This is a genomic window from Herbaspirillum huttiense, assembly GCF_004367745.1.
GTDB lineage: Bacteria > Pseudomonadota > Gammaproteobacteria > Burkholderiales > Burkholderiaceae_D > Herbaspirillum > Herbaspirillum huttiense.
This window is the reverse complement of sequence record NZ_CP037993.1, coordinates 466273-490951: the sequence shown is the minus strand read 5'-3', so window position 1 is coordinate 490951 and position 24679 is coordinate 466273. Positions and strand designations below refer to the sequence as shown.

21 protein-coding genes are annotated in these 24679 nt (G+C 61.3%); 6 read left to right on the top strand and 15 right to left on the bottom strand.

The window, feature by feature from the left end; translation table 11 throughout:
- Nucleotides 1-59 precede the first annotated feature (59 nt).
- Nucleotides 60-653, top strand: coding sequence for a peroxiredoxin (locus E2K99_RS02210; RefSeq protein ID WP_134221198.1), 594 nt, complete (start codon nucleotides 60-62; stop codon nucleotides 651-653).
- An 80-nt stretch (nucleotides 654-733) separates the two neighbouring features.
- Here the strand turns inward: E2K99_RS02210 and E2K99_RS02205 are convergent, their stop codons facing one another.
- The 14 genes from E2K99_RS02205 to E2K99_RS02140 all read right to left on the bottom strand — a co-directional run bounded on the left by E2K99_RS02205 (nucleotide 734) and on the right by E2K99_RS02140 (nucleotide 18067).
- Nucleotides 734-1273 carry a YggT family protein gene (locus E2K99_RS02205; RefSeq protein WP_134221197.1) on the bottom strand — a complete coding sequence of 180 codons (540 nt, stop codon included), beginning with the start codon at nucleotides 1271-1273 and terminating at the stop codon, nucleotides 734-736.
- A gap of 317 nt (nucleotides 1274-1590) precedes the next feature.
- Nucleotides 1591-2487, bottom strand: a complete 897-nt coding sequence (locus E2K99_RS02200) for a histone H1-like repetitive region-containing protein (RefSeq protein WP_205703744.1) — start codon at nucleotides 2485-2487, stop codon at nucleotides 1591-1593.
- Nucleotides 2488-2990: 503 nt separating this feature from the next.
- The gene (locus E2K99_RS02195; protein ID WP_121042594.1) at nucleotides 2991-4157 is read right to left on the bottom strand and encodes a ribonucleotide-diphosphate reductase subunit beta; all 1167 of its coding nucleotides are present in this window, start codon (nucleotides 4155-4157) and stop codon (nucleotides 2991-2993) included.
- Nucleotides 4158-4550: 393 nt separating this feature from the next.
- Nucleotides 4551-4961, bottom strand: coding sequence for a hypothetical protein (locus tag E2K99_RS02190; RefSeq protein ID WP_134221196.1), 411 nt, complete (start codon nucleotides 4959-4961; stop codon nucleotides 4551-4553).
- Nucleotides 4961-7144: a hypothetical protein gene (locus E2K99_RS02185; RefSeq protein ID WP_134221195.1), complete on the bottom strand. Its 2184-nt coding sequence runs from the start codon at nucleotides 7142-7144 to the stop codon at nucleotides 4961-4963. The genes E2K99_RS02190 and E2K99_RS02185 overlap by 1 nt, the downstream gene beginning before the upstream one ends.
- Nucleotides 7141-8814, bottom strand: coding sequence for a site-specific integrase (locus E2K99_RS02180; RefSeq protein ID WP_134221194.1), 1674 nt, complete (start codon nucleotides 8812-8814; stop codon nucleotides 7141-7143). Before E2K99_RS02180 ends, E2K99_RS02185 begins: the two co-directional genes overlap by 4 nt.
- Nucleotides 8811-10076, bottom strand: coding sequence for a site-specific integrase (locus E2K99_RS02175; protein WP_134221193.1), 1266 nt, complete (start codon nucleotides 10074-10076; stop codon nucleotides 8811-8813). Before E2K99_RS02175 ends, E2K99_RS02180 begins: the two co-directional genes overlap by 4 nt.
- 120 nt (nucleotides 10077-10196) lie before the next feature.
- A complete protein-coding gene (locus E2K99_RS02170; RefSeq protein WP_134221192.1) occupies nucleotides 10197-13181 on the bottom strand; it encodes a ribonucleoside-diphosphate reductase subunit alpha in 2985 nt (994 codons plus the stop codon).
- Nucleotides 13182-13582: 401 nt separating this feature from the next.
- On the bottom strand, nucleotides 13583-14206 hold the full coding sequence (gene ampD, locus E2K99_RS02165) for a 1,6-anhydro-N-acetylmuramyl-L-alanine amidase AmpD (RefSeq protein ID WP_039790482.1): 624 nt from the start codon (nucleotides 14204-14206) through the stop codon (nucleotides 13583-13585).
- Between the two features lie 2 nt (nucleotides 14207-14208).
- Complete coding sequence (locus E2K99_RS02160; RefSeq protein ID WP_134221191.1) at nucleotides 14209-14508, bottom strand: PP0621 family protein; 300 nt, start codon at nucleotides 14506-14508, stop codon at nucleotides 14209-14211.
- Entirely contained in the window at nucleotides 14505-15317 is an 813-nt protein-coding gene (locus E2K99_RS02155) for a cytochrome C assembly family protein (protein ID WP_039790480.1), read from the bottom strand. The genes E2K99_RS02160 and E2K99_RS02155 overlap by 4 nt, the downstream gene beginning before the upstream one ends.
- A 136-nt stretch (nucleotides 15318-15453) precedes the next feature.
- Entirely contained in the window at nucleotides 15454-16263 is an 810-nt protein-coding gene (locus tag E2K99_RS02150; protein WP_034334689.1) for an ABC transporter ATP-binding protein, read from the bottom strand.
- A gap of 1 nt (nucleotide 16264) precedes the next feature.
- Nucleotides 16265-17086, bottom strand: a complete 822-nt coding sequence (locus tag E2K99_RS02145) for an ABC transporter permease (protein WP_039790479.1) — start codon at nucleotides 17084-17086, stop codon at nucleotides 16265-16267.
- A gap of 15 nt (nucleotides 17087-17101) precedes the next feature.
- The gene (locus tag E2K99_RS02140) at nucleotides 17102-18067 is read right to left on the bottom strand and encodes an ABC transporter substrate-binding protein (RefSeq protein ID WP_134221190.1); all 966 of its coding nucleotides are present in this window, start codon (nucleotides 18065-18067) and stop codon (nucleotides 17102-17104) included.
- A gap of 344 nt (nucleotides 18068-18411) precedes the next feature.
- Between E2K99_RS02140 and ffh the strand changes: the two genes are divergently transcribed.
- From ffh to E2K99_RS02125, 3 genes are all read left to right on the top strand, one after another.
- Nucleotides 18412-19782 (top strand): signal recognition particle protein, encoded by a 1371-nt coding sequence (gene ffh / locus E2K99_RS02135; RefSeq protein ID WP_039790476.1) that lies wholly within the window; start codon nucleotides 18412-18414, stop codon nucleotides 19780-19782.
- 416 nt (nucleotides 19783-20198) lie between these two features.
- On the top strand, nucleotides 20199-20654 hold the full coding sequence (locus E2K99_RS02130; protein WP_134221189.1) for an SWIB/MDM2 domain-containing protein: 456 nt from the start codon (nucleotides 20199-20201) through the stop codon (nucleotides 20652-20654).
- Between the two features lie 341 nt (nucleotides 20655-20995).
- Nucleotides 20996-21403, top strand: coding sequence for a hypothetical protein (locus tag E2K99_RS02125; RefSeq protein WP_134221188.1), 408 nt, complete (start codon nucleotides 20996-20998; stop codon nucleotides 21401-21403).
- 69 nt (nucleotides 21404-21472) lie between these two features.
- Here the strand turns inward: E2K99_RS02125 and E2K99_RS02120 are convergent, their stop codons facing one another.
- Complete coding sequence (locus E2K99_RS02120; RefSeq protein WP_134221187.1) at nucleotides 21473-23200, bottom strand: proline--tRNA ligase; 1728 nt, start codon at nucleotides 23198-23200, stop codon at nucleotides 21473-21475.
- A 226-nt stretch (nucleotides 23201-23426) separates the two neighbouring features.
- Between E2K99_RS02120 and E2K99_RS02115 the strand changes: the two genes are divergently transcribed.
- Together E2K99_RS02115 and E2K99_RS02110 are read left to right on the top strand one after the other, a co-directional pair.
- Nucleotides 23427-24017: an RNA pyrophosphohydrolase gene (locus E2K99_RS02115; protein WP_134221186.1), complete on the top strand. Its 591-nt coding sequence runs from the start codon at nucleotides 23427-23429 to the stop codon at nucleotides 24015-24017.
- Nucleotides 24018-24022: 5 nt separating this feature from the next.
- Entirely contained in the window at nucleotides 24023-24601 is a 579-nt protein-coding gene (locus tag E2K99_RS02110) for a CNP1-like family protein (protein WP_134224007.1), read from the top strand.
- Nucleotides 24602-24679 lie beyond the last annotated feature (78 nt).

Genomic DNA, 24679 nt, shown 5'->3' with positions numbered 1-24679 from the left:
GGTGACGCGCAGCGACTCATGCGCGATGCCGGCTCCCCGCATCATCAAGGAGATTCGCCATGCTGAACCCTTCCTCGTTTTCCCTCACGGCCGATGCGGCCGCGCGCCTGCGCCGCTGGTGTGGTGCCTCGCTCCTGCTGGCGGCAGTGCTGTGTTCGCAGGGTGCAGTGGCCGCTCTCAAGCCGGGCGACAAGGCCCCCGAGTTCTCCGCACCGAGTTCGCTGGGCGGACAGGTGTCGACCTTCTCGCTGTCGGAAGCGCTGAAGAAAGGTCCGGTGGTGCTGTACTTCTATCCGGCCGCCTTCACCTCCGGCTGCACCATCGAAGCGCACCTGTTTGCGGAAGCCGTGGATCGCTACAAGGCGCTGGGGGCCACCGTCATCGGCGTGTCGGGCGACAACATCGAGACCCTCAACAAGTTCTCGGTCAGCGAATGCCGCAGCAAGTTCGCGGTGGCGGCCGATGTCGACAAGAAGATCATGAAGGCCTATGACGCGCAGTTCATGAAGGTCACCGGCTATGCCAGCCGCACCTCCTACGTCATCACGCCGGACCATGCGATCCTCTACGAGTACACCGACATGAATCCGGAAAAGCATGTGGAGAACACCATGCAGGCGCTGGAGCAGTGGTCGGCAAAGCAGAAGCGCTGATCGCGTTGTTGCCGCGTGCAGATGAAAAAAAGAGCCGGATGTCCGGCTCTTTTCACGTGGCGGCAAACCCGGCGGTCTGGTCAGAATCCGCCGAAGAGCAGGCCACTGACCACGCGCACCGCGATCTGCAGCAGGATCAGCAGGACCAGCGGCGACAGGTCCACGCCGCCCAGGGGCGGGATGATCTTGCGCAGCGGACTCAGCAGCGGATCGTTCAGGGCCCGCACGAAGGGGGCCAGCGGTGCGTGCGGATTGACCCAGCTGAAGACGGCCTCGATGATCAGCGTGGCCATGAAGCCGTAGCAGATCCATTCAAAGAAGCGCTCCAGTGCCACCAGGAAGATGAGCTTGAAGTCGAAACCGCTCTGAAAGCCCAGGATGGCGATGATGGACAGCAGCACGATGAGGAAGGCCCCCAGCAGGCTGGCCCAGTCATGGCGGCCGCCCGGCATCACCCGGCGCAGCGGCAGCACCAGCCAGTCCGAGAGCTGGTAGACGAATTGACCCACCGATTGCGGCGGACGTACGCGCACTACCTGCATCCAGAAGCGCAGCAGCAGGACACCGGCCAGGATGCTGGCGACGGCGTTGACGATCATCGTGAAAATACTATGCAGCACAGGGATCTCCATCAGTGAGAGGCAGGGCACATACTAGTGGGCAAGCGGTCGCTGCGCAATCGCTGACTGCTGCGTGCTGCCCGCGGCGAGGTGGTCGCGCAGGCAAGCGTTAGCGCCGCGTGCGAGCATACCTGAGCTTTCATATATTGTGCCATTGTGCCGGAATGCCAGAGCAGAGATGCAGCCCTTCATCATCGCCGGGAGCGGCGGCACGGGGGAGGCAAGGCCCTTCCAGCAGGCATAAAAAAACCGCTGCATGGCGCAATGCCATACAGCGGCCTTCAGTCTGAGGGGATCAGACTAGACGCACGCCGATCTTACGGACGGCCAGCGCCGGTCGGGAACGGCCATGCAGCGGCCGGGTTCAGCACGGTCTTGGCGGCCGGTGCTGCTGCGGCGGCTGCCGGCTTGGCGGCTGCCTTCTTCGGAGCGGCGGCCTTCTTGGCGGCTGCCTTCGGTGCTGCAGCTGCCTTGGGCGCTGCGGCCTTCGGAGCGGCTACCTTCTTGGCGGCGGCCTTGGGAGCAGCTGCCTTCGGCGCTGCAACCTTCTTGGCGGCTGCGGCCTTGGGAGCGGCTGCCTTCGGAGCTGCTGCCTTCTTGGCGGCTGCCTTCGGCGCTGCAACCTTCTTGGCTGCTGCCTTCGGTGCTGCAACCTTCTTCGCTGCGGCTGCCTTCGGAGCTGCTGCCTTCTTGGCGGCTGCCTTCGGCGCTGCAACCTTCTTGGCTGCTGCCTTCGGAGCTGCAACCTTCTTCGCTGCGGCTGCCTTCGGCGCTGCTGCCTTCTTGGCGGCTGCCTTCGGCGCTGCAACCTTCTTGGCTGCTGCCTTCGGGGCTGCAACCTTCTTCGCTGCGGCTGCCTTCGGAGCTGCGGTCTTCTTGGCTGCTGCCTTCGGAGCTGCAACCTTCTTCGCTGCGGCTGCCTTCGGAGCTGCGGTCTTCTTGGCTGCTGCCTTCGGGGCTGCAACCTTCTTCGCTGCGGCTGCCTTCGGAGCTGCGGTCTTCTTTGCTGCTGCCTTCGGGGCTGCAACCTTCTTCGCTGCTGCCTTCGGAGCGGCTGCCTTCTTGGCAGCTGCCGGCTTGGCGGCGGCCTTGGCCACGGTCTTCTTGGCGGCTGCGGCCTTGGGCGCGGCTACCTTCTTGGTGGTTTCCTTGGCGGCTGCCGCCTTCTTTGCCGCCGGCTTCTTCGCCGCGGTCTTCTTTGCTGCTGTTGCCATTTTGTTTCTCCTTCTTCACGTGAATGGAAAAAATCAAGCTTGATATAAGCAACCCGCACGCGACATCGCGATGACGCGGGCGAGCTATTCATCGGCACAAGCCGCCTGTGGCTTGCGCTAATGAATTCGGCACCAGCTGAACTGCTGCATCCCCTCACCTATGCAGCGCTTCAGCTATCTTGGCGACGCCCCTCCGGTAGTGCCCGCGCAATGGCGCAGGAAGATGCGACTACGGGAGCAGGCGCGACACCAAAAAAAACGCCAGCGTGTTCAAACGCTAGCGTCGGAATCGCGTTCCTGAAAAACCTTGGTGTTTTTCAAAGGAAAAGCCGCCTGACCCGACAAGATGGGGTTAAGCGGCGATAACAGAGAAGATTGATTCGGTCTCTGACTGTTCATTAATTTGGCGTAGGCCTTTTCCGTTTCAGCAGCCGGGCATCTTGCAAGCTACCCGGCTCCTGTTGTGCATCATGTCTCGATGAAGAGAACTTCAAGACTGCACATCATTCCCAACTCAGTGCGCCCCCGGTTTGGTATTCGATGACACGGGTCTCAAAGAAGTTGCGCTCCTTCTTCAAGTCGATCATCTCGCTCATCCACGGGAACGGATTTTCTTCTTGTGCGAACAGCGGGTCCAATCCGATTTGCTGTGCGCGGCGGTTTGCGATGAATCGCAGGTAGCCCTTGAACATGGTAGCGTTCAACCCGAGCACGCCTCGCGGCATTGTATCCTCTGCGTAACGATATTCCAACTCCACCGCGCGTAAAAACAACGATTTGATTTCGTCGCGGAACTCCGGAGTCCACAGGTGCGGGTTCTCCATCTTCACGGTGTTGATCAGGTCGATGCCGAAGTTGCAGTGCATCGATTCGTCACGCAGGATGTATTGATACTGCTCGGCCGCGCCCATCATCTTGTTCTGGCGACCCAGTGCCAGGATCTGCGTGAAGCCCACGTAGAAGAACAGCCCTTCCATGATGCACGCGAAGACGATCAGCGACTTCAGCAGCTTCTGGTCATTCTCCATCGTGCCGGTCTTGAACTCAGGATCGGTCAGCGTATCGATGAAGGGAATCAGGAACTCGTCCTTGTCGCGGATCGATGCGACCTCGTGATACGCATTGAAGATCTCGGCTTCATCCAGGCCCAGCGATTCGACGATGTACTGGTAGGCGTGGGTGTGGATCGCTTCTTCAAAAGCCTGGCGCAACAGGTACTGGCGGCACTCCGGTGCGGTGATGTGGCGATAGGTGCCCAGCACGATGTTGTTGGCGGCCAGCGAGTCGGCGGTGACGAAGAAACCCAGGTTGCGCTTGACCAGACGGCGCTCGTCTTCGGTCAGGCCGTTCGGGTTCTTCCACAGCTCGATGTCACGCTGCATGTTGATCTCTTGCGGCATCCAGTGGTTGGCGCAGCCGGCCAGGTACTTGTCCCAGGCCCACTTGTACTTGAAGGGCACCAGCTGGTTGACGTCGGTGTGGCCGTTGATGATGCGCTTGTCGGCAGCATTGACGCGGCGGGTGGTGTCGACCTGCTCGCTGTTGCCGGCCATCAGTGCCGGGTTCAGCGCAGCATTGGACTGGCCGAAGGCCGGTTGCAGTTGCGGCTGCAGGTTGGGGGTGCGCGGCGCCTGGGCCGGTTGCTTGACTTCATCATCCCAAGAAAGCATCTGTGGTTCCTCTTTACTTTATCGGTAGCTGCCGGCGAGGTCGCATGACCATGGCGCGGCGGGTGTCTATCAGGTGACAACGGCGCATCCGGTGAAGTTCACCGCGATGCGCCGGCTAGGGTGGGCAGGACTTGGGACAGTGTTGCTGCCGTCATCTCAGATGACCTTGGATCATCCTCATCAGCAGGCCGTCCCGGCCCTGCCCGGATTGCTTACTGGCAGTTAACTGGAGTTGAGACCACGTCTTTAACGGTTTGCTTCTTCATATATCTTCTTCCTATCAGGTTAGTTTTACAAGTTCTGAACACACACGTCCATATGTTTGTCGGTAAGCAGCTCATATGCCCTCACTTACAGACGTATAGCATCCAATTCCATTACAGCGAGGATGTCTTAGGACTTCCTCTCAATTTGTGGCAGCGGCGCGTCCAACCGGTCTATCGTGACCTTGGATAGCATCGCGTTGTAGCGCCACCTATCAAACTTCTCTCTGTACTCAGTCACGAGTAACTTGAGGGAAGCTATCTCGGCATCGCGGGCTGCAATCATCCGAGAGGCATCAGCTAAGCTACCTGGGCTTGGCATCTTGCCCGAGGGTCGCTGGCCGAGGTTCTTCTTGCGGGCCGTGAACGCTGCTTGGATATCAGCATGCGCACTCAGCCCAGAGCGGCTTGGAAGGTAGCCCAGCATCGGCTTGGCTACCTTGCAGACCGCCTCCCACCCAATGGAGCTCTGGTCCCAGGTGTGGATAGCATGAACGATGCGCTCCACTTGCTCCGGTGTGATGTGTCTGTTCTTGGACATCAGCTTACTCCCGCGCCGGCGGCCGGCTGAAGGAGCCTCTCCGTTGTTCCCAGTCCCGCCTCAAGCGAACTGAGCAGTTGTTCCATAGCTGGCCTTGAGCTGGTACCCAGCTCCAAGGCCTTCGCAGCCAGGCCGCGCAGGGCGCGATGGAGGTGCGTCGGGTTCTGGCCATTGGCCGTCCGGATGACCGAACCGTCGGGGACGACCTCGCTCTCCAGAATCTCAATGAGCTGCTGGACCTTCTCCATGTAGCGCTGCTGCACGTTGAGCCAGTCCTGCGCATCTACGTCGTCTTCCGCGGCCTGTTCGGCCTTGGAGACCTCTTGGGCAACGCTGGCATACAGGGCACGAAGGCGCTCGAGCTTCTTATCGGCATCCTCCTCGCCCTTGATGCAGGCGTGCTCGCTGCAGTCCAGGCACTTCACGAAGCCCTCGCAAGGCGCGAACGACCAATCGTGGTGGCACTCGCCATACAGGGTCTTCAGGCCCGACAGCTGCGGCTGGATGCTATCTATGTCAGCCAAGTTGCGCGGGCTTCGAACCACCGATACGGTCCACTGCCCAGCGCGGTAGCTGCTCGGCAGCCCAACCTCCGCTTGCACCGACTCCACGATGCCGCGGGCCTGTTCAGCTCGCTCGTCCTGGGACCGGTGGTCGTAGGCTGCGTTCTGGTCTACGCGGCGCCGGCCGGACCAGTGTGCAATCTGTTCGTCAGTGAGGCCAGCACGCTGCGCCTCAGTGTTTATCAGGTGTCGGGCCTGGTGCGACGTCAGCTTGAGCGGCGCGCCCTTCTCATCCAGATACCCGTAGCGCGCAAAGATGCTTTCGTGGGTCTTACGGCCTTTGAACTCGTGGTTGAGGTCGGTTAGGTCCGGCATCCAGAGCCAGAGTGGACTCGTACCCGACCGTGCGTGCAACTGGAACCGACGCATGCAGAACAACGCCTCGCTGAACTTCAGCCCGCCTTTGACCCCGAGAGCCTTGTCAGCAGCGCTGACGTACGGGAAGTGCGGATGCTCTTTCGCGTGCCGCGGCAGGACGAAGGTGTCCCACAGGGTCTGCAGCGTGTAGGAGCCATCAGCTCGTTCCAGCCCATTGTTGCTCAGGCTCGCATAGGTACCGGACGCGGTAGAGAACCCGAGAGCGTAACACACCTGCGCCTTGGTGAGAGGGTGGTCATCGGCGACATTCGGGCAGTTCTCATGCCGGTAGAAGCGCCCCTTCGTACGAGGGTCCTCTAGGTGGCGCGCCAGCTTGCGCCCTTCCTCTGTGATGTCTCGAAGCATACGGATAGCACGCTCTGCAACGGGGACCATCTCAGCCCACACCCACTTCACGTAGGCACCAAAGCCCTTGGATGCGTGCAGCCGAAGTCCCAGTTGCTCCTTACCGAACTTGTCTGTGGCCTCGAACTCGAGATTCGCCGGCAGTCGGAAGATCTCTTGTCCCCGAGACGGGGCACACATCAACAACGCGGACACACTACTCGTCACGACGTCCTTGTGGCATCTCTCGTCCGACAGGTCGAAGTCCTTGTTGAAGACCTCTGCCAGAGCGTACAGGGCACGATGGTCAGGCAATTTGTCCTGGCGAGCACGCTCAGACGCCTCGCCAACACCGATTCCGTGGTTCTTGGGCTGCTTGTTGGGGTTCGCCCATGTTACGCAACTTACCGGCCAGATGCCGAAGCGGACCATTACCTCCGCGAGCTGTACCAGCTCTACGCCTGCTCTGTATGAACCGCTGGTAGCCAGGTGCTTCTTGGCCAGACTCGCCGTTGCATCCATCACTGCGAGGTCGATATCGAGCGGGCTTGCCTTCCCACGCTGGGCGAGCAAGGATTCCTCGAGGAGACGCAGCAGCTGCAACCGCTTGATATGGCCCGCGCGGCTTTCACCGGGATTCAGTAGATGGCGCTCGACTACATAAGCCTTGGCAAAGTCGATGAAGGCGCCATCCAGCCGCACCTCCGCTGCGATATCAGCCCGCCTCATGCTCCCCCGAGGAGCATGGGCTTGCTTTACAAAGTAACCAATACCTTCCCAGTAGGGCTCATTCCAGTCGACCTTGAGGACCTTCGACTCGTCTTTGGCGCTCCGGATGTAGTCCGCTAGCTTCACTGCACCAGCCTGGTCATCGCGGGGCACGAGCATCTTGACGGCGCTGTCTACCATCTGGTTCATACAGCCCTCTCCGAGAGCTCGGCGCGGCGGGCGTCGCACAACAGAATCACTCGCTCCACAGCCCCAATCAGCTTGTCTCGACGCTTAGCGACCGGGCTGTCTGCGCCCAGTTGGGCCACTTGGTCGGCGCGTTCTGCCTGCAGTTCGGCCAAGAACTCGGCATGCGGGCCATCGAGCCACGGCTGGAAGTGGCTGCACGTGTAGCACGCGTGGGGGAGGCCGCCATCGAGGCCACACTGCTTCAGGTGACCGCACGTAGCGGCATTCTGCCCCTTGTAGGCAACACGGCTCTCTGGGTCGCCACCAGCAACCGCGTCAGCTTCGGAGTCCACTAGGGTGCCGCGGAAGGCCGAAGCGAAGCGCTGCAGCGTCAAAGAGGTCGACACGGCACGGCTAATCTCGGCTGCATGCTCTGGGAGATTGTCGACGTAGATTTCAGCGGAGCGCGAGGTCGAGTGGTCCAGAAGCCAGGCAATCAGGTTTGCCGGCAAGCCCTCGCGGGCCAAATCGGTCCCCTTTGTGTAGCGAAGACGGTTGGCCGACACGGGAATCCGGTCCTCTGCAGCCCTGTGCATCTGCACAGCGCTGTAAATGGCGCGCAGTCGGTTGCTTTGATGCAAAGGCGCACCATGCCACGCCATCCCCTTAACATCCATTTGCAACGCCTGAAGGGCCTTTCCGTGCTCCCCGCGTTGACGCATTTGCGAGGCCAACTCCAGCGCCTCAACCACAGTGGGCCAAATAGGATACAGTGGAAGCTCGCCTAGGAGGTCTTGAAGGTCCTGCGACTGAAGCTGCCAGCCACCGCGTTCCAACTGCTCTGCGAAGGCCTGTTTAATGCTTTCGCGCTGAGCCTTGAAGACTTGGTAGTTGTCCTCCGTGAGGTCGATAGCCCGCCTCGATTCGCGGAAGGTATGCCCTCGCTGCTTGGCGCGCGGCACTGCAATCAGATAGATTGGTCGGCCGTTCGGGAACCCTGGTTCGGGCTCACCAGAGCCTTCAATCACATCCTTGCACTTGAGAGCCGCGCTCTGTACCGGGCGCCGTCCCGTGCAAAGGTGGAAGTAAGCAAGGCTGAATTCGCTGATAGTCAGCTTGCCAGCCTCTGCAGCGTCGTTTAAATCCTGAATCAGGTGATGGGCCTGTTGGGGCGTCAGCGGGCCTTCATCAGGGTCCATCACCCTTACCGCGCGCCCAGCCTCAACTCCCTTGAGCTTCATCTCCTTCAAGGAAGCCATCAGGTCATCCGAAACCCCTGAGTGCTTTGCTTGATGCCAATTTGCCAATAATGACCGCAAATGGCGCAAAGCATCCTCATGCCCGAACTGCTCGAGCAAGATTGTCCGATAACGACGGAAGTCGGCTAGGTTCCAGCTTGTAATGAGGCCATCGGGGAAACACTCCTTCCGGAAGGTCTTTACCCCATACCCGTACATGTTCAGTGTGGCCCAGGAATACTTCGCACAGGCCTGACGCAGCGTCGACTCCAACCCAGGGAGGAGGCCAGGCGAGACTAAGCTACGAATCGCAGCAACATCAATGCCCTGCTTTCCGTCAATCGGCCACCAGTCCTCGCGGGCATCGAACTCAATGCCATAGCGAGTACGGACGATGTGCGAACCGGTTTCGGCTGCATTGCCCGCTGGCGTGGTGACGTCGATAAGGCTCATGCAGGCCTCTGAGGCAGCTTAGGAGGCGCCATACGCTCTTGTACGGCAAGAGCAGTAGCACGGGCCTGACGCTCAGTCTCCATCATCGTGTAGACGGCATCGACATCAGAAGTCTGCTTACGGCCAGCCAGATGGTTCCGGACCCTACGATGCAGCTCCTTGGTATCGCCATCGCTTCCCTGCTCATGTTGCAGGCGTGCCAGCTCATTGCTGAAGAAGTGACGCAGCAAGTGCGCACGCACCTTTGCAAGGCGTTCATCCGCACCTGCCAAGCGCTCAAACACTTCCTTCAACGCGTCCTTAGTCATCGGCTGCCCTTGCGTAGGGCCCGACTTGTGAGTGACGAGCAAATAGCGGTGCTTCGTGGCCCCTGGCACTGTCCTACGCTGACTCACGTATTGAACCAGCAGCTCAGTCAGGTAGGCCGAAATAGGGATTGCTCGCCCAGCAGTCTTAGCAACTGGCTGGTCAATGCGAGGGTCGTCTTTGGCGTCGTGCCGCCTGTGTACGGTCACTTGACGCTTGACGGTGTCAATGTCGCGGACCTGCAGGCTCAGGAGCTCTCCCTTGCGAATCCCCGTCTGACGCAGGAGCTCAAAGCAAATGAGATTGCGGAGCTGCAATGCAGGCGTAAAGGGGTTGCGCTCACTGCCAGGCTCAATCAGTTCATTGAGAATCTGGTTGTGGTTACGGGTGAATTTGAATTCTTCGAAGTCGCCTCGATAAGGACTTCTGGAGTTACGGTGCAGAAGGATTTGCGACTGCATCTCGTTGATACCGCTTAGACGCTCAGGACTCACGTGGGAGACCAGGTACTTGGCCATCCAACCCACGAAGTTTGAAATGTGTGTCAGTCGTTTGAAAAGCGTAGGCCCAGCAACGGAAGGCAGGGAATACGCATATCCACGGCGTACCTTGCCCAGAGCCACTACCTTTTGATGCCGCTTAGCTTCCATTCCAAAGTTCTGGCGAGCAAAGTTGCTCAGTGCCTCACACTCTACAAACGTTAAATAATTGCCATCTCGCAACCGCCCCGCCAAATCAATCTCATGTTGTTGGCAGAAACCGCTGAGGACATTGATGGCGTTTAAAGCTGCGTCCTGGCTTGAAACCGAGAGACCTGTATTACGGATAGTCGCAATGACGAAGAGAGACGCGTAGTCGTCTTCCATCCCCATCTTGTCAACTAAAAAAGAGCGCCGCTCCCCATCAGGGAGTAGCGCTCTTGAGAGTTGGAAAGGAAGGACCTGGGTTAAAGACATTTTCGAATTCTCTCAGATACCTTCATTTCCCGCAATGCGAAAAACATCAAGGAATACGTCTCTAAGCCAATACCGATAAGGATTTCAATCACACTTAAAGACGTATTTCCTTAACTCATCTCACTGGCAGGCCTCGCACTCTTCGAAGCCCGGATCGCCCGGACGCATGGTGCAGACCGGACCATCGGCTTCGATCGAAGCACCCGGGGTCGGCATCACGTAGGCAGCCGAGGCAGCAGCCGCCGAAGCGATCGGTGCGGCCGGCACGGCCGTACCGGAAGCCGAGGCCATGGCACCGGCGCCGCCGTCAACGGCCACGGCGTTCAGTGCACCCGCACGGGAAGTGGACTTCTCGGTGTGGGTCGCGCCGATGGTGCGCAGGTAGTAGGTGGTCTTGAGGCCACGCAGCCACGCCAGCTTGTAGGTCTCGTCCAGGCGCTTGCCAGAAGCACCGGCCATGTAGATGTTCAGCGACTGGGCCTGGTCGATCCACTTCTGGCGACGCGAGGCGGCTTCCACCAGCCAGGACGGATCCACTTCGAAGGCGGTGGCGTAGATGTCGCGCAGGTCTTGCGGGATGCGGTCGATCTTGGCCAGGCTGCCGTCGAAATACTTGAGGTCGGCGACCATGACTTCATCCCACAGACCACGGGCCTTCAGGTCGCGCACCAGGTACTCGTTGATCTCGGTGAATTCGCCCGACAGGTTCGACTTCACGTACAGGTTCTGGTAGGTCGGCTCGATGCAAGCGGACACGCCGATGATATTGGAGATGGTCGCCGTCGGGGCGATGGCCACGCAGTTCGAGTTGCGCATGCCGTGTTCGGCGATGCGTGCACGCAGGGCGGCCCAGTCCAGGGTTTCGGTGCTGTCGGTTTCCAGGTAGCCGCCGCGCTCTTGCGCCAGCAGCTTCAGGGAATCCTGCGGCAGGATGCCGCGATCCCACAGCGAACCGCGGTAGGAAGCGTAACGGCCGCGCTCTTCGGCCAGTTCGGTCGAAGCCATGTAGGCGTAGTAGCAGACGGCTTCCATGGAGCGGTCGGCGAATTCGACGGCGTCCATCGAGGCGTACGGCACGCGCTTGATGTGCAGGCAGTCCTGGAAGCCCATGATGCCCATGCCCACCGGACGGTGGCGCAGGTTGGAATCACGTGCCTTCTTGACGGCGTAGTAGTTGATGTCGATGACGTTGTCCAGCATGCGCATAGCGGTGCGGATGGTCTTTTGCAGCTTGGCATGGTCCAGCTCGCCATTGACCAGGTGCGCCGGCAGGTTCACCGAACCCAGGTTGCAGACCGCGATCTCGCTCTCGTTGGTGTTCAAGGTGATCTCGGTGCACAGGTTGGAACTGTGCACCACGCCCACGTGTTGCTGCGGCGAACGGATGTTGCAAGGATCCTTGAAGGTGATCCACGGGTGGCCGGTTTCGAACAGCATCGACAGCATCTTGCGCCACAGGTCGTTGGCTTGCACCTTCTTGAAGAGCTTCAGCTCGCCACGAGCGGCCTTGGCTTCATAGGCGGTGTAGGCTTCTTCGAAGGCACGGCCGAACTTGTCGTGCAGGTCCGGGGTGTCGGAGGGCGAGAACAGGGTCCACTCGCCCTTTTCCATCACGCGCTTCATGAACAGGTCGGGAATCCAGTTCGCGGTGTTCATGTCGTGGGTACGGCGGCGATCGTCGCCGGTGTTCTTGCGCAGTTCGAGGAATTCCTCGATGTCCATGTGCCAGGTTTCCAGGTAGGCGCAGACTGCGCCCTTGCGCTTGCCGCCCTGGTTGACCGCCACGGCGGTATCGTTGACCACCTTCAGGAAGGGGACCACGCCTTGCGACTTGCCGTTGGTGCCCTTGATGTGCGCACCCAGGGCACGCACCGGGGTCCAGTCATTGCCCAGGCCGCCGGCGAACTTGGCCAGCAGGGCGTTTTCCTTGATGGCTTCGTAGATGCCGTCGAGGTCATCGGCCACCGTGGTCAGGTAGCAGGAAGACAGCTGCGAACGCTGGGTACCCGAGTTGAACAGGGTCGGGGTCGAGCTCATGAAGTCGAACGAGGACAGCAGGTCGTAGAACTCGATGGCGCGGGTTTCGCGGTCGATTTCGTTCAGTGCCAGGCCCATCGCCACACGCATGTAGAACGCCTGGGGCATCTCGATGCGGGTGCCGCCGATGTGCAGGAAATAACGGTCATACAGGGTCTGCAGGCCGATGTAGCCGAACTGCAGGTCACGCTCGGGCTTGATGGCAGCAGCCAGCTTGGCCAGGTCGAACTGGGCCAGCTTGGTGTCGAGCAGCTCGGCTTCGATACCTTTCTTCACGTATTGCGGGAAGTACTCCAGGTACTCGGCCGGGGCGTCGGCCTGAGCCACTTCCTTGCCGAAGACTTCCTTGCGGATGGTGTGCATCAGCAGGCGCGAGGTCACCTGGCTGTAAGCAGGGTCCTTTTCCATCAGCGCGCGGGCAGCCAGGATGGCGGACTTGTACAGCTCTTCGACGGGCACGCCGTCGTACAGGTTCTTGACGGTTTCGGACAGGATGGCATCGGCATCGACGTGCGATTCCAGGCCGACGCAGGCAGCGGCGATCAGGGAACGGACTTCGTTGATGTCCAGCGGACGGCTCTGGCCGTCTTCGGTCACGTGCAGTTGCGGTGCGGCCACTTCGGTCTTGGTGGCGGCGCCTTGCTGGGCGCGCTCTTCCATGCGCTTGGCACGGTACAGCACGTAGGCACGGGCGACGTCATGCTCGCCCGAACGCATCAGGGCCAGCTCGACCTGATCCTGGATATCTTCAATATGGAAGGTGCCACCGGTGGGCTGGCGGCGCACCAGCGCCGACACCACGTTGGTGGTCAGTTGCTCGACCATCTCGCGCACGCGCGCCGAAGCGGCACCCTGGCCACCGTTGACGGCCAGGAAGGCCTTGGTCACGGCGATGGAAATCTTGGAGGGCTCGAAACCGACCACCGCGCCATTGCGGCGGATGATGCGGTATTCGCCCAGGCCAGCGGTCTGGGACACGATGGCCTGGCCTTCAGCGGAACCTTCCAGCTCGGCAGAGGTGCCGAACGGAGCGGGCGATTTGACGGAAATTTCTTGGGTTGAGCGCACTTAGCCTCCTGGGGTACATGGGGCAGATGGCCGGGGGTTGCCACCTGCGTTGCTAATAACTTCATCCGGGCCCCAAACGGCAAAGGACCCGCGAACGGCGGAAGCGTCCCACAATGACTGTCCCTTGCGTGGACATTCATGCTGACGCAAAACTGCTTGAAACTGATGTGTGGAACGGAATTAAAAGAAGGAGAACCGGGGGCGTTGTCGTACTTGGTTACTGCCTCGCTGGTCTTGCACCTTCTGAAGCACTGCCTGAAACGGGCCGACCGTGGATGAAGACCCGACACCAACAACAAGTTCAACTGAACACTACATCTAGTATCAAAACATCGAATGGGACTAATTCTAGTAGCGGGTCCAGGCGGATGCAACCGCTATTTAGAGAATTTTTGTGCTGTTCAAGCTTGACTTTTGTGAAGGCCAACGGGGAAGCGCAATTGCGCCGCGTTAACGATTTTCACCATTTTGTTGTGATAGCCGTCCCAGTCGAAGAAGGGTCCGGGGTCGGTCTTGCGCACCGGCGCGATGTGTTCGTGGCCAGCCACGGCGGTCAATCCGTAGCGCGTTACCAGGGCTTGGGAGAGCTGCACCAACGTCTCATATTGGGCCTCGGTGAAGGGTTCAAAGTCAGTCCCTTCCAGCTCGATGCCGATGGAAAAATCATTGCAGCGCTCGCGTCCCTCGAAGCTGGACACCCCCGCATGCCAGGCGCGGCGATGGGCCGGGACGAACTGCACCACTTCGCCATCACGGCGGATCAGGAAGTGGGCCGAGACGCGCAGGGGACGCAGCTGGTCGAAATAGGGATGCGCGTCAAAGTCGAGCCGGTTGCAGAACAGGTCGGCGATATAAGGGCCGCCGAATTCACCGGGTGGCAGGCTGATGTTGTGGATCACTAGCAGTTCGGCGGCCACGCCTTCGGGACGTTCGTCGCAATTGGGCGAGGGTTCGCGGCGGGCGTGATCGCACCAGCCGTCGCCATCGATGATCCAGGCGCCGGGGTCAGAAAAGACAGCGTCCATGCTCAGAAGGAAGCCAGGCGGCGATGCTCTTCGCAGCAGTATTGCGCGCCGGAGGCGTGGACCACCGCCTCGGAGGCCGGGAAGTGGATGCCGCAATGGGCGCACTGCACCATGGTCTCGACATTGCTGTCGCCACGGCGGCGAAAGCGCGAGGGCTTGGGACGCGGCATGCCCGGCTCGGGCTCGGCGCCAGCGGGGTGGCCGTCGGTGGGACGGTCGCTGCCGGCCAGCATGGATTTCTTGGCGCGCTGGAACCACACCACCACGGCCAGCAGGACCACCAGCCAAATCAGATATTTCATGTCAGAACCCGATGCAGCACGACTTCAAGAACGAACCGGCTGCCCACATAAGCCAATAAAAGGATGGCGAACCCGGCCAGCGTGAAGCTCAGCGCGGTCCGCCCCCGCCATCCCTGCCAGCGACGGCCGGCCAGGAGCAGGCCGAACAGCAGCCAGGACAGCATGGTGAAGACCGTCTTGTGGTCCCACTTGAATGGTGTCCCGAACAACTGCTCGGAGAAGACGACACCCGATAGCACCGTCAGCGTCAGCAAGGTGAAGCCGAAGGCGATCAGGCGGAACAGCAGTTTTTCCATGGTCAGCAGCGCCGGCAGGCGATCCAGCGCCAGCCCGAACCAGCCCGACTGGGCGGCCGGACCGGGCCGGGTATGCAGGCGGGACTCCTGCAGCACCATCAGCACCGCATGGAAGGCGGCGATGGTGAGCGTGCTGTAGGCCAGGATGGAGATGGCGATGTGCGCCAGGAACCAGTCGGACTTGCCGGCCAGCGCCACCATGTTGCCGGGGAAGGCGCTGGGCAGCACCACGGCCACCGCCGCCACCGGCAAGACCAGCACGCGCATGCTGTCGAGCGAGAAATTGCGATTTTCCAGCCAGTACGCCGCCACCGAGATCCACAGCGTGGACGACAGCATGACCGCAAAGCCCACCCGCAGCGCGTCGGGCGCGAACATGTCCGACAGCAGCGCCCCGCCATGCAGCATCCAGCCGACCACGATGCCCGCCGAAATCGGCACGCGCCGCTCCGAAGGCATGAAGGCGCAGCCCAGATAGAGCAGCGCAGCCAGGATGAAAAAATAAGTTTGCATCACCCGAGTTTACACTATCTCGGCCCCCGGCCCGCTTGCGCCCGGTCAGCCGGCGCGCGAATCGGGCCCGCCAAATGCGACACGGCAGGGCTTGCCTGCCGTGTCGGGCGCTTCACTATAGAGAGCTGCAGCCGCGTCAGTCGACCGCCGCCGCCTTCATCTCCGCATTGTGATGGCGCTGCTGCTCTTCCATCACCAGCTGGCCCAGTTCGCGTTTCAAGGCATTGAACTCGGGGTCCGCCGGATCGCGCAGGCGCGGCAGGTTCACCAGCATGTCGCGCTTGACCGTGCCCGGGCGGTAGGTCATGACCACGATGCGGTCAGCCAGGTAGATGGCCTCCTCGATGCTGTGGGTGACGAAGACGATGGTCTTCCTGAACTCGTCCCAGATGCGCAGCAGCTCATCCTGCAGGTTGCGGCGGGTCAGCGCATCGAGGGCACCGAAGGGCTCGTCCATGAGCATGATGGGCGAATCCAGCGCCAGCACCCGGGCGATGGCCACCCGCTGGCGCATGCCGCCCGAGAGATCCTTGGGGAAGCGGGTGCGGAAGTCGATCAGGCCCAGCTTGTCCAGCAGTTGCGTGACGCGCTGGTGGATCTCGGCCTTGGGCGTTCCCTTGATCTCCAGTCCGAAGGCCACGTTCTGTTCCACCGTCATCCAGGGGAAGAGAGCGTATTCCTGGAACACCATGCCGCGATCCGGTCCCGGCTCGGTGACCACCTTGTCGCCGGTGAGGATCTGGCCGGACGATGGCAAGGCAAACCCGGCGATGGCATTCAGGAGCGTGGACTTGCCGCAGCCGGAAGGGCCCAGCAGGCAGACGAACTGGCCATCCGGGATATCGAAATGGATGTCCTTGAGGGCCACGACCTCGCGGTCATCGGTCTTGAAGACCTTGTGCACATTCTGTATACGAATGCGCGGAGAAGCATTTGTCTGGTTCATCTCAGTTCTCCAGCCCGCGATGCCAGCGCAGCATGTAATTGTTGAGGCGGCTCATGCCCAGGTCGATCGCCAGGCCCAGGAGGCCGATGGTGATCATGCCGGCGATGATCTTGTCCGACCAGAAATATTCACGTGCCTCCATGATACGGAAACCCAGGCCATTGCTCACCGCAATCATCTCGGCCACGATCACCACGATGAAGGCAGTCCCGATGCCGATGCGCACGCCCGAGAGGATGTAAGGCACCGCCGCCGGCAGCATCACCCGCAGGAACAGCGTGGACTGGCTCGCCCCCAGATTGCGGGCCGCGCGCAGGTAGATGCTGTCGACCTGGCGCACCCCGGCGATGGTATTCATCAGCACCGGGAAGAACGCCCCCAGCGAGATCAGGAACAGCGCCGGCGGATTGCCCAGCCCGAACCAGAGGATGGCCAACGGGATGTAGGCAATCGGCGGAATCGGACGGATCACCTGCACCGTCAGGTTCATCAGCCCATAGATGCGCTGGCTGGAGCCCATCAGCAAGCCCAGCGGCAGGGCCAGCCCGGCACCGATCAGGAAGCCGGCCACCACCCGGTACAGGCTGCCGATGGCATCCATGATCAGTTCACCCGAAAAGGCCCAGGCCAGCCAGCTGCCGGCCTCGGGCTCATAGGGTTTCAGGGGGGTGGCGTATTCCACCCATTTCTTCAGGACCGCCCAGGGCGAGGGCAGGATCTGCGGATTGATCCAGCCAGCCCGGGAGGCGCCCTCCCACAGCGCGATCACGACGATCGGCACCAGCAGCCCCTGCAGGAAGCTGCCCTTGTTGTTCTTTGCCATCGAGATTCCCCCGTCTTACTTCAGGTTCATGCTCTTCTTGGCCTGCTCCAGCAGATCGGTCTTCACCCAATCCTTGGCCACCGGCGGCTTGGCCATCTTGCCGGTACCGTACTTGGCCATGGTGTCGGTGGTGACCTGGATGTGCTCGGCCGTAATGTCGTAGGCGTAGGGCGAGTTGCCGATGGCGTCGTAGAAGTCTTCCTTGGTGATCTGGTTCTTGAAGATCACTTCACGCACGTACTTTTCGGCCACTTCCGGCTTGTCGATGAAGGTCTTGGTCGCCTCCAGGAAGCAGCGCATGAACTTCTCGGCCAGCGGACGCTTCTCGGTGTAGAACTTCTCGGTCATCACCATGGTGCGATAGGGCTCGCCGATGGGGGTGTCATACGGCTTCATCACTTCCACGCCGAAGCCCTTGTTGATGGCCTGCGAGGATTGCGGCTCGCTCTGCATCATGGCGTCGATGTTCTTGCCCAGCAGGGCCTGGTTCAGGTCGGCGAAGGCCAGATAGACGATGGTGACATCCTTGGCCGTCAGGCCGTTCTGGCCCAATTCGGCATCCAGCAGCACTTCATGGATGCCGCCCCGGGTGACGCCCACCTTCTTGCCCTTCAGGTCCTTGACCGACTTGATGCCGGAGTCCTTGCCCGCCACCAGGCGCGCGCCGCCCTTGGCGAAACCGGCCACGACATAGATCGGCGCGCCGTTGGCCCGGCCCGAAATGGCGGCCTCGGAGGCGGTCGTACCCACATCGAGCTCACCGGCCAGGATGCCCTGCATCACGTCCGGGCCCTTGGCGAAGACCTTTTCATCGACCTTGATGCCACACTTGGGGGCGATCTCCTTGATGTAGGACACCGCACCATAGTGGGCGAACTTCAGGTTGCCCAGGCGGATGACGTCGTCGGCCGCGTGGCTGCTGGCCGAAAATCCGGCGCAGGCCAGCAGGGCCAGCGCGATCCATTGTTTTTGCTTTTGCATTTCCACTCTCCTCTTGTGTGTATCGTTGTTGATACGGCGCGCCGGCGGCAGTCGTGCAGGCCGGCAGTCTCGATGGCGTTGGCCCGTGCTGCGTGGCAGGGGCCTTGATTATTCTGTGCGCTTGGAAATTCAGCGCCCATGTATACACAAAGAGCGCAAGCCGTACAAGCTGTTAATTTTACGTAGCGCCCCCATCTGGGCCGCACGCGCCGGCAGGGGCGCAGCGGGGCTGATCGGTTAGAATGCAGGATTGCCCGCCGCCCCGCCTGCGCACTCCCGGTGCGTCGTAGTCCCGGCCAGCGGCCCTGCGGCCTTTCCGCCCCCATTCATTTGCAGATATCACCATGCTAGACAACCTGACCCAACGCCTCGCCAAAGTCGTCAAAACCATGCGCGGCGAGGCGCGACTGACTGAGTCCAATACCGCCGAGATGCTGCGCGAAGTGCGCCTGGCCCTGCTGGAGGCCGACGTGGCCCTGCCCGCCGTGCGCGAGTTCATCGCCAAGGTGAAGGAAAAAGCCATGGGCGAAGAGGTCATCGGCTCGCTCACCCCTGGCCAGGCCCTGGTCGGCGTGGTCCAGCGCGAGCTGGCCAGCCTGATGGGTGCCGACCTCGGTGCCGAAGCCTCGCAACTGAACTTTGCCACCCAGCCGCCGGCCATCATCCTGATGGCCGGCCTGCAGGGTGCCGGTAAAACCACCACCGTCGGCAAGCTCGCCAAGTACCTGCGCGAGAACAAGAAAAAGAAGGTCCTGACCGTCTCCGCCGACGTCTACCGCCCGGCCGCCATCGGCCAGCTGCAGACCGTGACCGGCCAGGCCGGTGCCGACTTCTTCCCCAGCCAGCCGACCGACAAGCCGGTCGACATCGCCCTGGCCGCGCTGGACTACGCCAAGAAGCACCACCACGAAGTCCTCATCGTCGACACCGCCGGCCGCCTGGGCATCGACCAGGCCATGATGGATGAAATCCGTGCTGTGCACGCCGCCATCAAGCCCATCGAAACCCTGTTCGTGGTCGACGCCATGCTGGGCCAGGACGCCATCAACACCGCCAAGGCTTTCAATGACGCCCTGCCGCTGACCGGCGTGGTGCTCACCAAGCTGGACGGCGACTCGCGCGGCGGTGCTGCGCTGTCGGTGCGCCACATCACCGGCAAGCCCATCAAGTTCGCCGGGGTGGCCGAAAAGCTCGACGGCCTGGAAGCCTTCGATCCTTCGCGCATGGCCAACCGCATCCTGGGCATGGGCGACATCCTGGCGCTGGTGGAAGAGGCACGCAAGGGCGTGGACATGGAAGCCGCGCAGGACCTGGCGCACAAGATCAAGGGCGGCGGCAAGTTCGACCTCAATGACTTCAAGGCCCAGCTGTCGCAGATGAAGAAGATGGGCGGCCTCACCAGCCTGCTGGACAAGCTGCCGGCCCAGATGCAGGCCGCCGCCGGCAACGCCAACATGGACCAGGCCGAGAAGCAGGTGCGCCGCATGGAAGGCATCATCAACTCCATGACCCCGCAGGAACGCGCCAAGCCGGAACTGATCAAGGCCACCCGCAAGCGCCGCATCGCCGCCGGTGCCGGCGTGCAGGTGCAGGAAGTCAACCGCATGCTGTCGCAGTTCGAGCAGATGCAATCGATGATGAAGAAGCTCAAGGGCGGCGGCATGATGAAGATGATGCGTGGCATGAAGGGCATGCTGCCGGGCGGCATGCGCTGACGACATCGGCCGCAAAGCCTTTCTGCACAAGGCTTTGCGGCTCTTTCACACGACCTCCGGCGGTCTCCTCTGGCGCCGGAAAAACTCCCCTCCTCCGCGTTTCCCCTCCGTTTTCCAGACCCGCTCCCATCTCTCCGGATGCGTTTTCTGCCCGCTTCATGCGCACGAAAACATGCCCTTCTTTCATCGCTTTTGCTTCACCTCCGATATCGTCAAAGCAGCCCTTTTCCGGACTTCTGCGATCCGCCGCGATCCCTTTACCGGCGCGGCTTGACGGCGGATCGGGGCGGCTCGTTGTTTCCTGGCGCTTTCACGGGAAAATCCACTAAAAAATACTTGCGTGGCCGTGCAAAGAGCACCACTATTAGCGGTGCGTAAATGACGCATTCATCTCATTCTTGTGAGGAGTCTTTCCGATGGCCACAGCAAAAAAAGCAGCAGCCGCAGTAAAGAAGCCAGCAGCAAAACCCGCAGCCAAGGCAGCCGCCAAACCGGCCGCCAAAGCCGCCGCTCCCAAGGCAGCCGCCAAGGCAGCGCCGAAAGCCGCACCGAAGGCCGCTCCCAAGGCAGCCGCTCCCAAGAAAGCCGCAGCAAAACCCGCCGCCAAGCCCGCAGCAAAACGTACTCCCAATGCCGCCTTCATGAAGCCGCTGACGCCGTCGGCAGCCCTGGGCGAGGTGGTCGGTGCCAAGCCGCTGCCGCGCACTGAAGTGACCAAGAAGGTCTGGGAATACATCAAGAAGCACAAGCTGCAGAACGCCGAAAACAAGCGCAACATCGATGCCGATGACAAGCTCAAGGCAATCTTCGGTGGCAAGAAGCAAGTCACGATGTTTGAAATGACCAAGCTGATCTCGGCTCACCTGAGCTGATCGACGCCCGCGGTTTGCAAGCGACTTGCAAACAAAAACGCCCGCAGATGTCATGCGGGCGTTTTTGTTTCCAGATGTTTCAGAAGGCGTGGTCTTGCCGGCCGGTTTTCCTCTTGTCTGACGCCGCATGCAGCACTTCTCTGATGGCGAGCGGGCCTGTCACCGCCTACCATGGCGGTTCTGCAGGGTGTGGCACTGGCCGCAAAGGCCGGTTTCAGCTTTCCAGCTCACATCGCCTCCGGCAGAACTGAATAAAAGAACCGAAAACCGGAAACCGGGTCTATCCCTGTGCCATCCACTGATGAGCCTGGACGCTCATGACCAAGAGAAAGGAAATGACCATGCCAAACCAAACCGCCACCCTGCGTCACCAACTGCTGCGTTCGGCCAGCGCCCTCGTGATCGGCCTGGCCGCCCTGGGCGGTGCCTCGCACGTGTTCGCTGCGGGCAAGGCCGGCAATTCGGAATACCAGCAGCAGATCGCCGCCTGCAAGAGCGGCGCCTCCACCGAAGACCGCGCTACCTGCCTGCGTGAAGCAGGTGCTGCCCAGCAAGCCGCTGCGCGCGGCACGCTGACCGATCCGGGCGCGGCGCAACTGAAGGAAAACGCCCTGCGCCGCTGTGAGGGCTTGCCGCAATCGGATCGCATCGATTGCGAGAAGCGCGTCAACGGCCAGGGCAACAGCGATGGCAGCGTCGCCTCGGGCGGCATCCTGCGCGAGACCGTGACCATCGTCCCGGCCAAGTAATTTCGCTCTCCCCAAAAACGAAGGCGGACGCCATGGCGTCCGCCTTTGTCATTGCAGCCTGTGGAAAGATCAGGCGGCCAGCTTGCCCTGGATGAAGGCCAGCGCCTCGGCCAGCGGTACTTGGGTGGCTTCTGCATCGCGGCGACCCTGGTATTCGATGTTGCCATCCTTGAGGCCACGGTCACCGACCACGATGCGATGCGGCACGCCGATCAGTTCCCAGTCGGCGAACATCGCGCCCGGACGCTCGCCACGATCATCCAGCACCACATCCACACCCGCCTCGGTCAGTTGCGCGTACAGCTTGTCGATTTCGGTCTTGACGGCTTCGCTGCGGTCATAGCCCATGGGGCAGAGCACCACTTCGAAGGGCGCAATCGAGGTCGGCCAGATGATGCCGCGGTCGTCGAAATTCTGTTCGATGGCCGCGCCCAGGATACGGGTCACGCCGATGCCGTAGCAGCCCATCACCAGCGGTTGCGGCTTGCCGGACTCATCCAGATAAGTCGCCTTCATCGCTTCGGAATAGGTGGTGCCCAGCTGGAACACATGGCCCACTTCAATGCCGCGCTGAATCGCCAGCACGCCCTTGCCGTCCGGCGAGGCGTCGCCTTCAACGACATTGCGGATATCGGCCACCAGCGGCTCGGGCAGGTCACGGCCCCAGTTGGCACCGGTGTAGTGGAAATCGGCTTCGTTGGCGCCGCAGACGAAATCGGCCATGTTGGCCACCGTGCGGTCGGCGACCACCTTGACCGGCTTCTTGGTGCCGATCGGGCCCAGGTAGCCCGGGGGCGTGCCGAACCATTCAACGATCTCGGCTTCGTTGGCGAAGCGGTAGGTGGACAGGCCCGGAATCTTGCTGGCCTTCACTTCGTTGAGTTCATGGTCGCCGCGCAGCAGCAGCAGCCAGATTTCCTTCTTGGCCGGATCTTCGTTGTCCACTGCCAGCACAATGGATTTGACGGTGCGTGCCAGCGGCAGGCCCAGCAATTCAGCCACGGCTTCGCACTTGGACTTGCCGGGCGTGGCGGTCTTTTCCAGCGCCTGGGTGGCGGCACCACGGCTGCTGTCCACGGGCAGCGCTTCGGCGGCTTCCATGTTGGCGGCGTAATCGGAGGTGGGGCAATAGACCAGCGCGTCCTCACCGGTGGCGGCGATGACGTGGAACTCGTGCGAGCCGGAACCGCCGATGGCACCATTGTCGGCGGCCACGGCACGGAACTCCAGGCCGAAGCGGGTGAAGATGCGCACGTAGGCGTCATACATGGCTTGGTAGGACTTCTTCAGGCCATCGACATCGCGGTCGAAGGAGTAGGCATCCTTCATCGTGAATTCACGGCCGCGCATGAGGCCGAAACGCGGACGGCGCTCGTCGCGGAACTTGGTCTGGATGTGATAGAAGTTGACCGGCAATTGCTTGTAGCTGCGCAGTTCAGTACGGGCCACATCGGTGACCACTTCTTCGGAGGTCGGCTGGATGGCGAAGTCGCGGCCATGGCGATCCTTCACGCGCATGAGCTCGGCCCCCATCTTGTTCCAGCGGCCGGTTTCCTGCCACAGCTCGGCCGGCTGCACCACCGGCATCAACAGCTCGACGGCACCGGCGCGATTCATTTCCTCGCGCACGATGGCTTCGACCTTGCGAATCACGCGCAGACCCATGGGCATGTAGGTGTAGATGCCGGCCCCCAGACGCTTGATCATGCCGGCACGCATCATCAGCTTGTGGCTCACGATTTCAGCGTCGGACGGGGCTTCTTTCAGGGTGGAAATAAAAAAACGTGAGGCGCGCATGACGGTCGGTTCTTTTTAAAAAGAGGAGGGTTATAATCGTTCCAATTTTAAAGGATTAGCTGGCTGATGCGCCCTTTCTTTGCAGATTTGCTCCTAGTTTCAATGACATCCGTGCATCGATGTGATTGCTCCTGACCGCCTGGCGTACCGGCTTTGCCGCGTGCGCCCGCAGTCGCATGAGCCTGCCTGAAAGGGACTTCCAGCCGCAGAAAGTTTGAGGATCACCATGCTGGATCGAGAAGGCTTCCGCCCGAACGTCGGCATCATCCTGCTCAACGCCAATAACGAGGTGTGGTGGGGCAAGCGCGTACGCGAGCACTCCTGGCAATTCCCGCAAGGCGGCATCAAGCACGGCGAGACCCCCGAACAGGCGATGTTCCGGGAACTGGAAGAAGAGATCGGCCTGCGTGCCGAGCACGTCAAGATCATCGGCCGCACCCGTGACTGGCTGCGCTACGAAGTCCCCGATCATTTCATCAAGCGCGAAGTGCGCGGCCATTACCGCGGCCAGAAGCAGATCTGGTTCCTGCTGCGCATGGTCGGGCGCGATTGCGACGTCAATCTGCGTGGCACCTCGCATCCGGAATTCGATGCCTGGCGCTGGCATGACTACTGGGTGCCGCTGGATGTGGTCATCGAGTTCAAACGCGAGGTCTATCAGCAGGCGCTGCAGGAATTGTCGCGCTTCCTGAGTCGTCCGGGCCACGGCCCGCGCCGGGCCGAGCAAGCCGGGCGCATTGCGCATCCCCACAAGAATCCGGGCCAGGCCGCACAAGCCCAGCCCTGCAACGGCGCGAGCACGCCGGAAACCAAGTGAGTTCCATGCCCTCTTTCCAGCAACCTGAACCCCCACATCCCCTGTTCACCGTGCGCGGCCTGCGCCGCGCGGTGCTGGCCTGCTCGCTGCTGGCGGCCTGCGCCGGCGCACTGGCGCAGAGCTTCGATGAAGAATTCGACGACGAGGAAAAGCCCTGGCAGGAAATCGCCGTGCAGTTGCCGCCGACGCCGCAAGAGCAGAACCTGGCCGAGTTCTATCTCAGCCCGAATGCCACCATGAAGGCCTACATCGATACCAATTCCGTTTCGATCGGCACTGACAAGGTGGTGCGCTACACCGTGGTCACCAAGACCGAAGGCGGTGCGGTCAACGTGATGTACGAAGGCATGCGCTGCGAGACCTGGGAAAAGAAGACCTACGCCTTCGGCCATCCCGATGGCAAATGGTCGCGCTCGCGCCGCGACAAGTGGCAGCCGATCCGCGATATCGGCGTCAATCGCATCGATGGCGCGCTGTTCAAGGATTATTTCTGCGAAGGCAAGATCATTGCCGACAATGAGAACGTCAAGAGCATCGTCAATCGCCTCAAGACGCAGACGCGTATTGATCCTGTGCGTCGCTGATCCCGGCGGCTGGCTCGAAGCACACAATAAAAAACGCGGCCTTGGCCGCGTTTTTTATTGTCCGCATGAAATAATTTA

What these genes read in the sequence shown, in the direction of transcription:
- E2K99_RS02210 (WP_134221198.1), top strand. Translation starts at nt 60, where the DNA reads ATGCTGAACCCTTCCTCGTTTTCCCTCACGGCCGATGCGGCCGCGCGC.
- E2K99_RS02200 (WP_205703744.1), bottom strand. Translation starts at nt 2,487, where the DNA reads ATGGCAACAGCAGCAAAGAAGACCGCGGCGAAGAAGCCGGCGGCAAAG.
- E2K99_RS02195 (WP_121042594.1), bottom strand. Translation starts at nt 4,157, where the DNA reads ATGCTTTCTTGGGATGATGAAGTCAAGCAACCGGCCCAGGCGCCGCGC.
- E2K99_RS02190 (WP_134221196.1), bottom strand. Translation starts at nt 4,961, where the DNA reads ATGTCCAAGAACAGACACATCACACCGGAGCAAGTGGAGCGCATCGTT.
- E2K99_RS02185 (WP_134221195.1), bottom strand. Translation starts at nt 7,144, where the DNA reads ATGAACCAGATGGTAGACAGCGCCGTCAAGATGCTCGTGCCCCGCGAT.
- E2K99_RS02180 (WP_134221194.1), bottom strand. Translation starts at nt 8,814, where the DNA reads ATGAGCCTTATCGACGTCACCACGCCAGCGGGCAATGCAGCCGAAACC.
- E2K99_RS02175 (WP_134221193.1), bottom strand. Translation starts at nt 10,076, where the DNA reads ATGTCTTTAACCCAGGTCCTTCCTTTCCAACTCTCAAGAGCGCTACTC.
- ampD (WP_039790482.1), bottom strand. Translation starts at nt 14,206, where the DNA reads ATGGACGCTGTCTTTTCTGACCCCGGCGCCTGGATCATCGATGGCGAC.
- E2K99_RS02160 (WP_134221191.1), bottom strand. Translation starts at nt 14,508, where the DNA reads ATGAAATATCTGATTTGGCTGGTGGTCCTGCTGGCCGTGGTGGTGTGG.
- E2K99_RS02155 (WP_039790480.1), bottom strand. Translation starts at nt 15,317, where the DNA reads ATGCAAACTTATTTTTTCATCCTGGCTGCGCTGCTCTATCTGGGCTGC.
- E2K99_RS02150 (WP_034334689.1), bottom strand. Translation starts at nt 16,263, where the DNA reads ATGAACCAGACAAATGCTTCTCCGCGCATTCGTATACAGAATGTGCAC.
- E2K99_RS02145 (WP_039790479.1), bottom strand. Translation starts at nt 17,086, where the DNA reads ATGGCAAAGAACAACAAGGGCAGCTTCCTGCAGGGGCTGCTGGTGCCG.
- E2K99_RS02140 (WP_134221190.1), bottom strand. Translation starts at nt 18,067, where the DNA reads ATGCAAAAGCAAAAACAATGGATCGCGCTGGCCCTGCTGGCCTGCGCC.
- ffh (WP_039790476.1), top strand. Translation starts at nt 18,412, where the DNA reads ATGCTAGACAACCTGACCCAACGCCTCGCCAAAGTCGTCAAAACCATG.
- E2K99_RS02130 (WP_134221189.1), top strand. Translation starts at nt 20,199, where the DNA reads ATGGCCACAGCAAAAAAAGCAGCAGCCGCAGTAAAGAAGCCAGCAGCA.
- E2K99_RS02125 (WP_134221188.1), top strand. Translation starts at nt 20,996, where the DNA reads ATGCCAAACCAAACCGCCACCCTGCGTCACCAACTGCTGCGTTCGGCC.
- E2K99_RS02120 (WP_134221187.1), bottom strand. Translation starts at nt 23,200, where the DNA reads ATGCGCGCCTCACGTTTTTTTATTTCCACCCTGAAAGAAGCCCCGTCC.
- E2K99_RS02115 (WP_134221186.1), top strand. Translation starts at nt 23,427, where the DNA reads ATGCTGGATCGAGAAGGCTTCCGCCCGAACGTCGGCATCATCCTGCTC.
- E2K99_RS02110 (WP_134224007.1), top strand. Translation starts at nt 24,023, where the DNA reads ATGCCCTCTTTCCAGCAACCTGAACCCCCACATCCCCTGTTCACCGTG.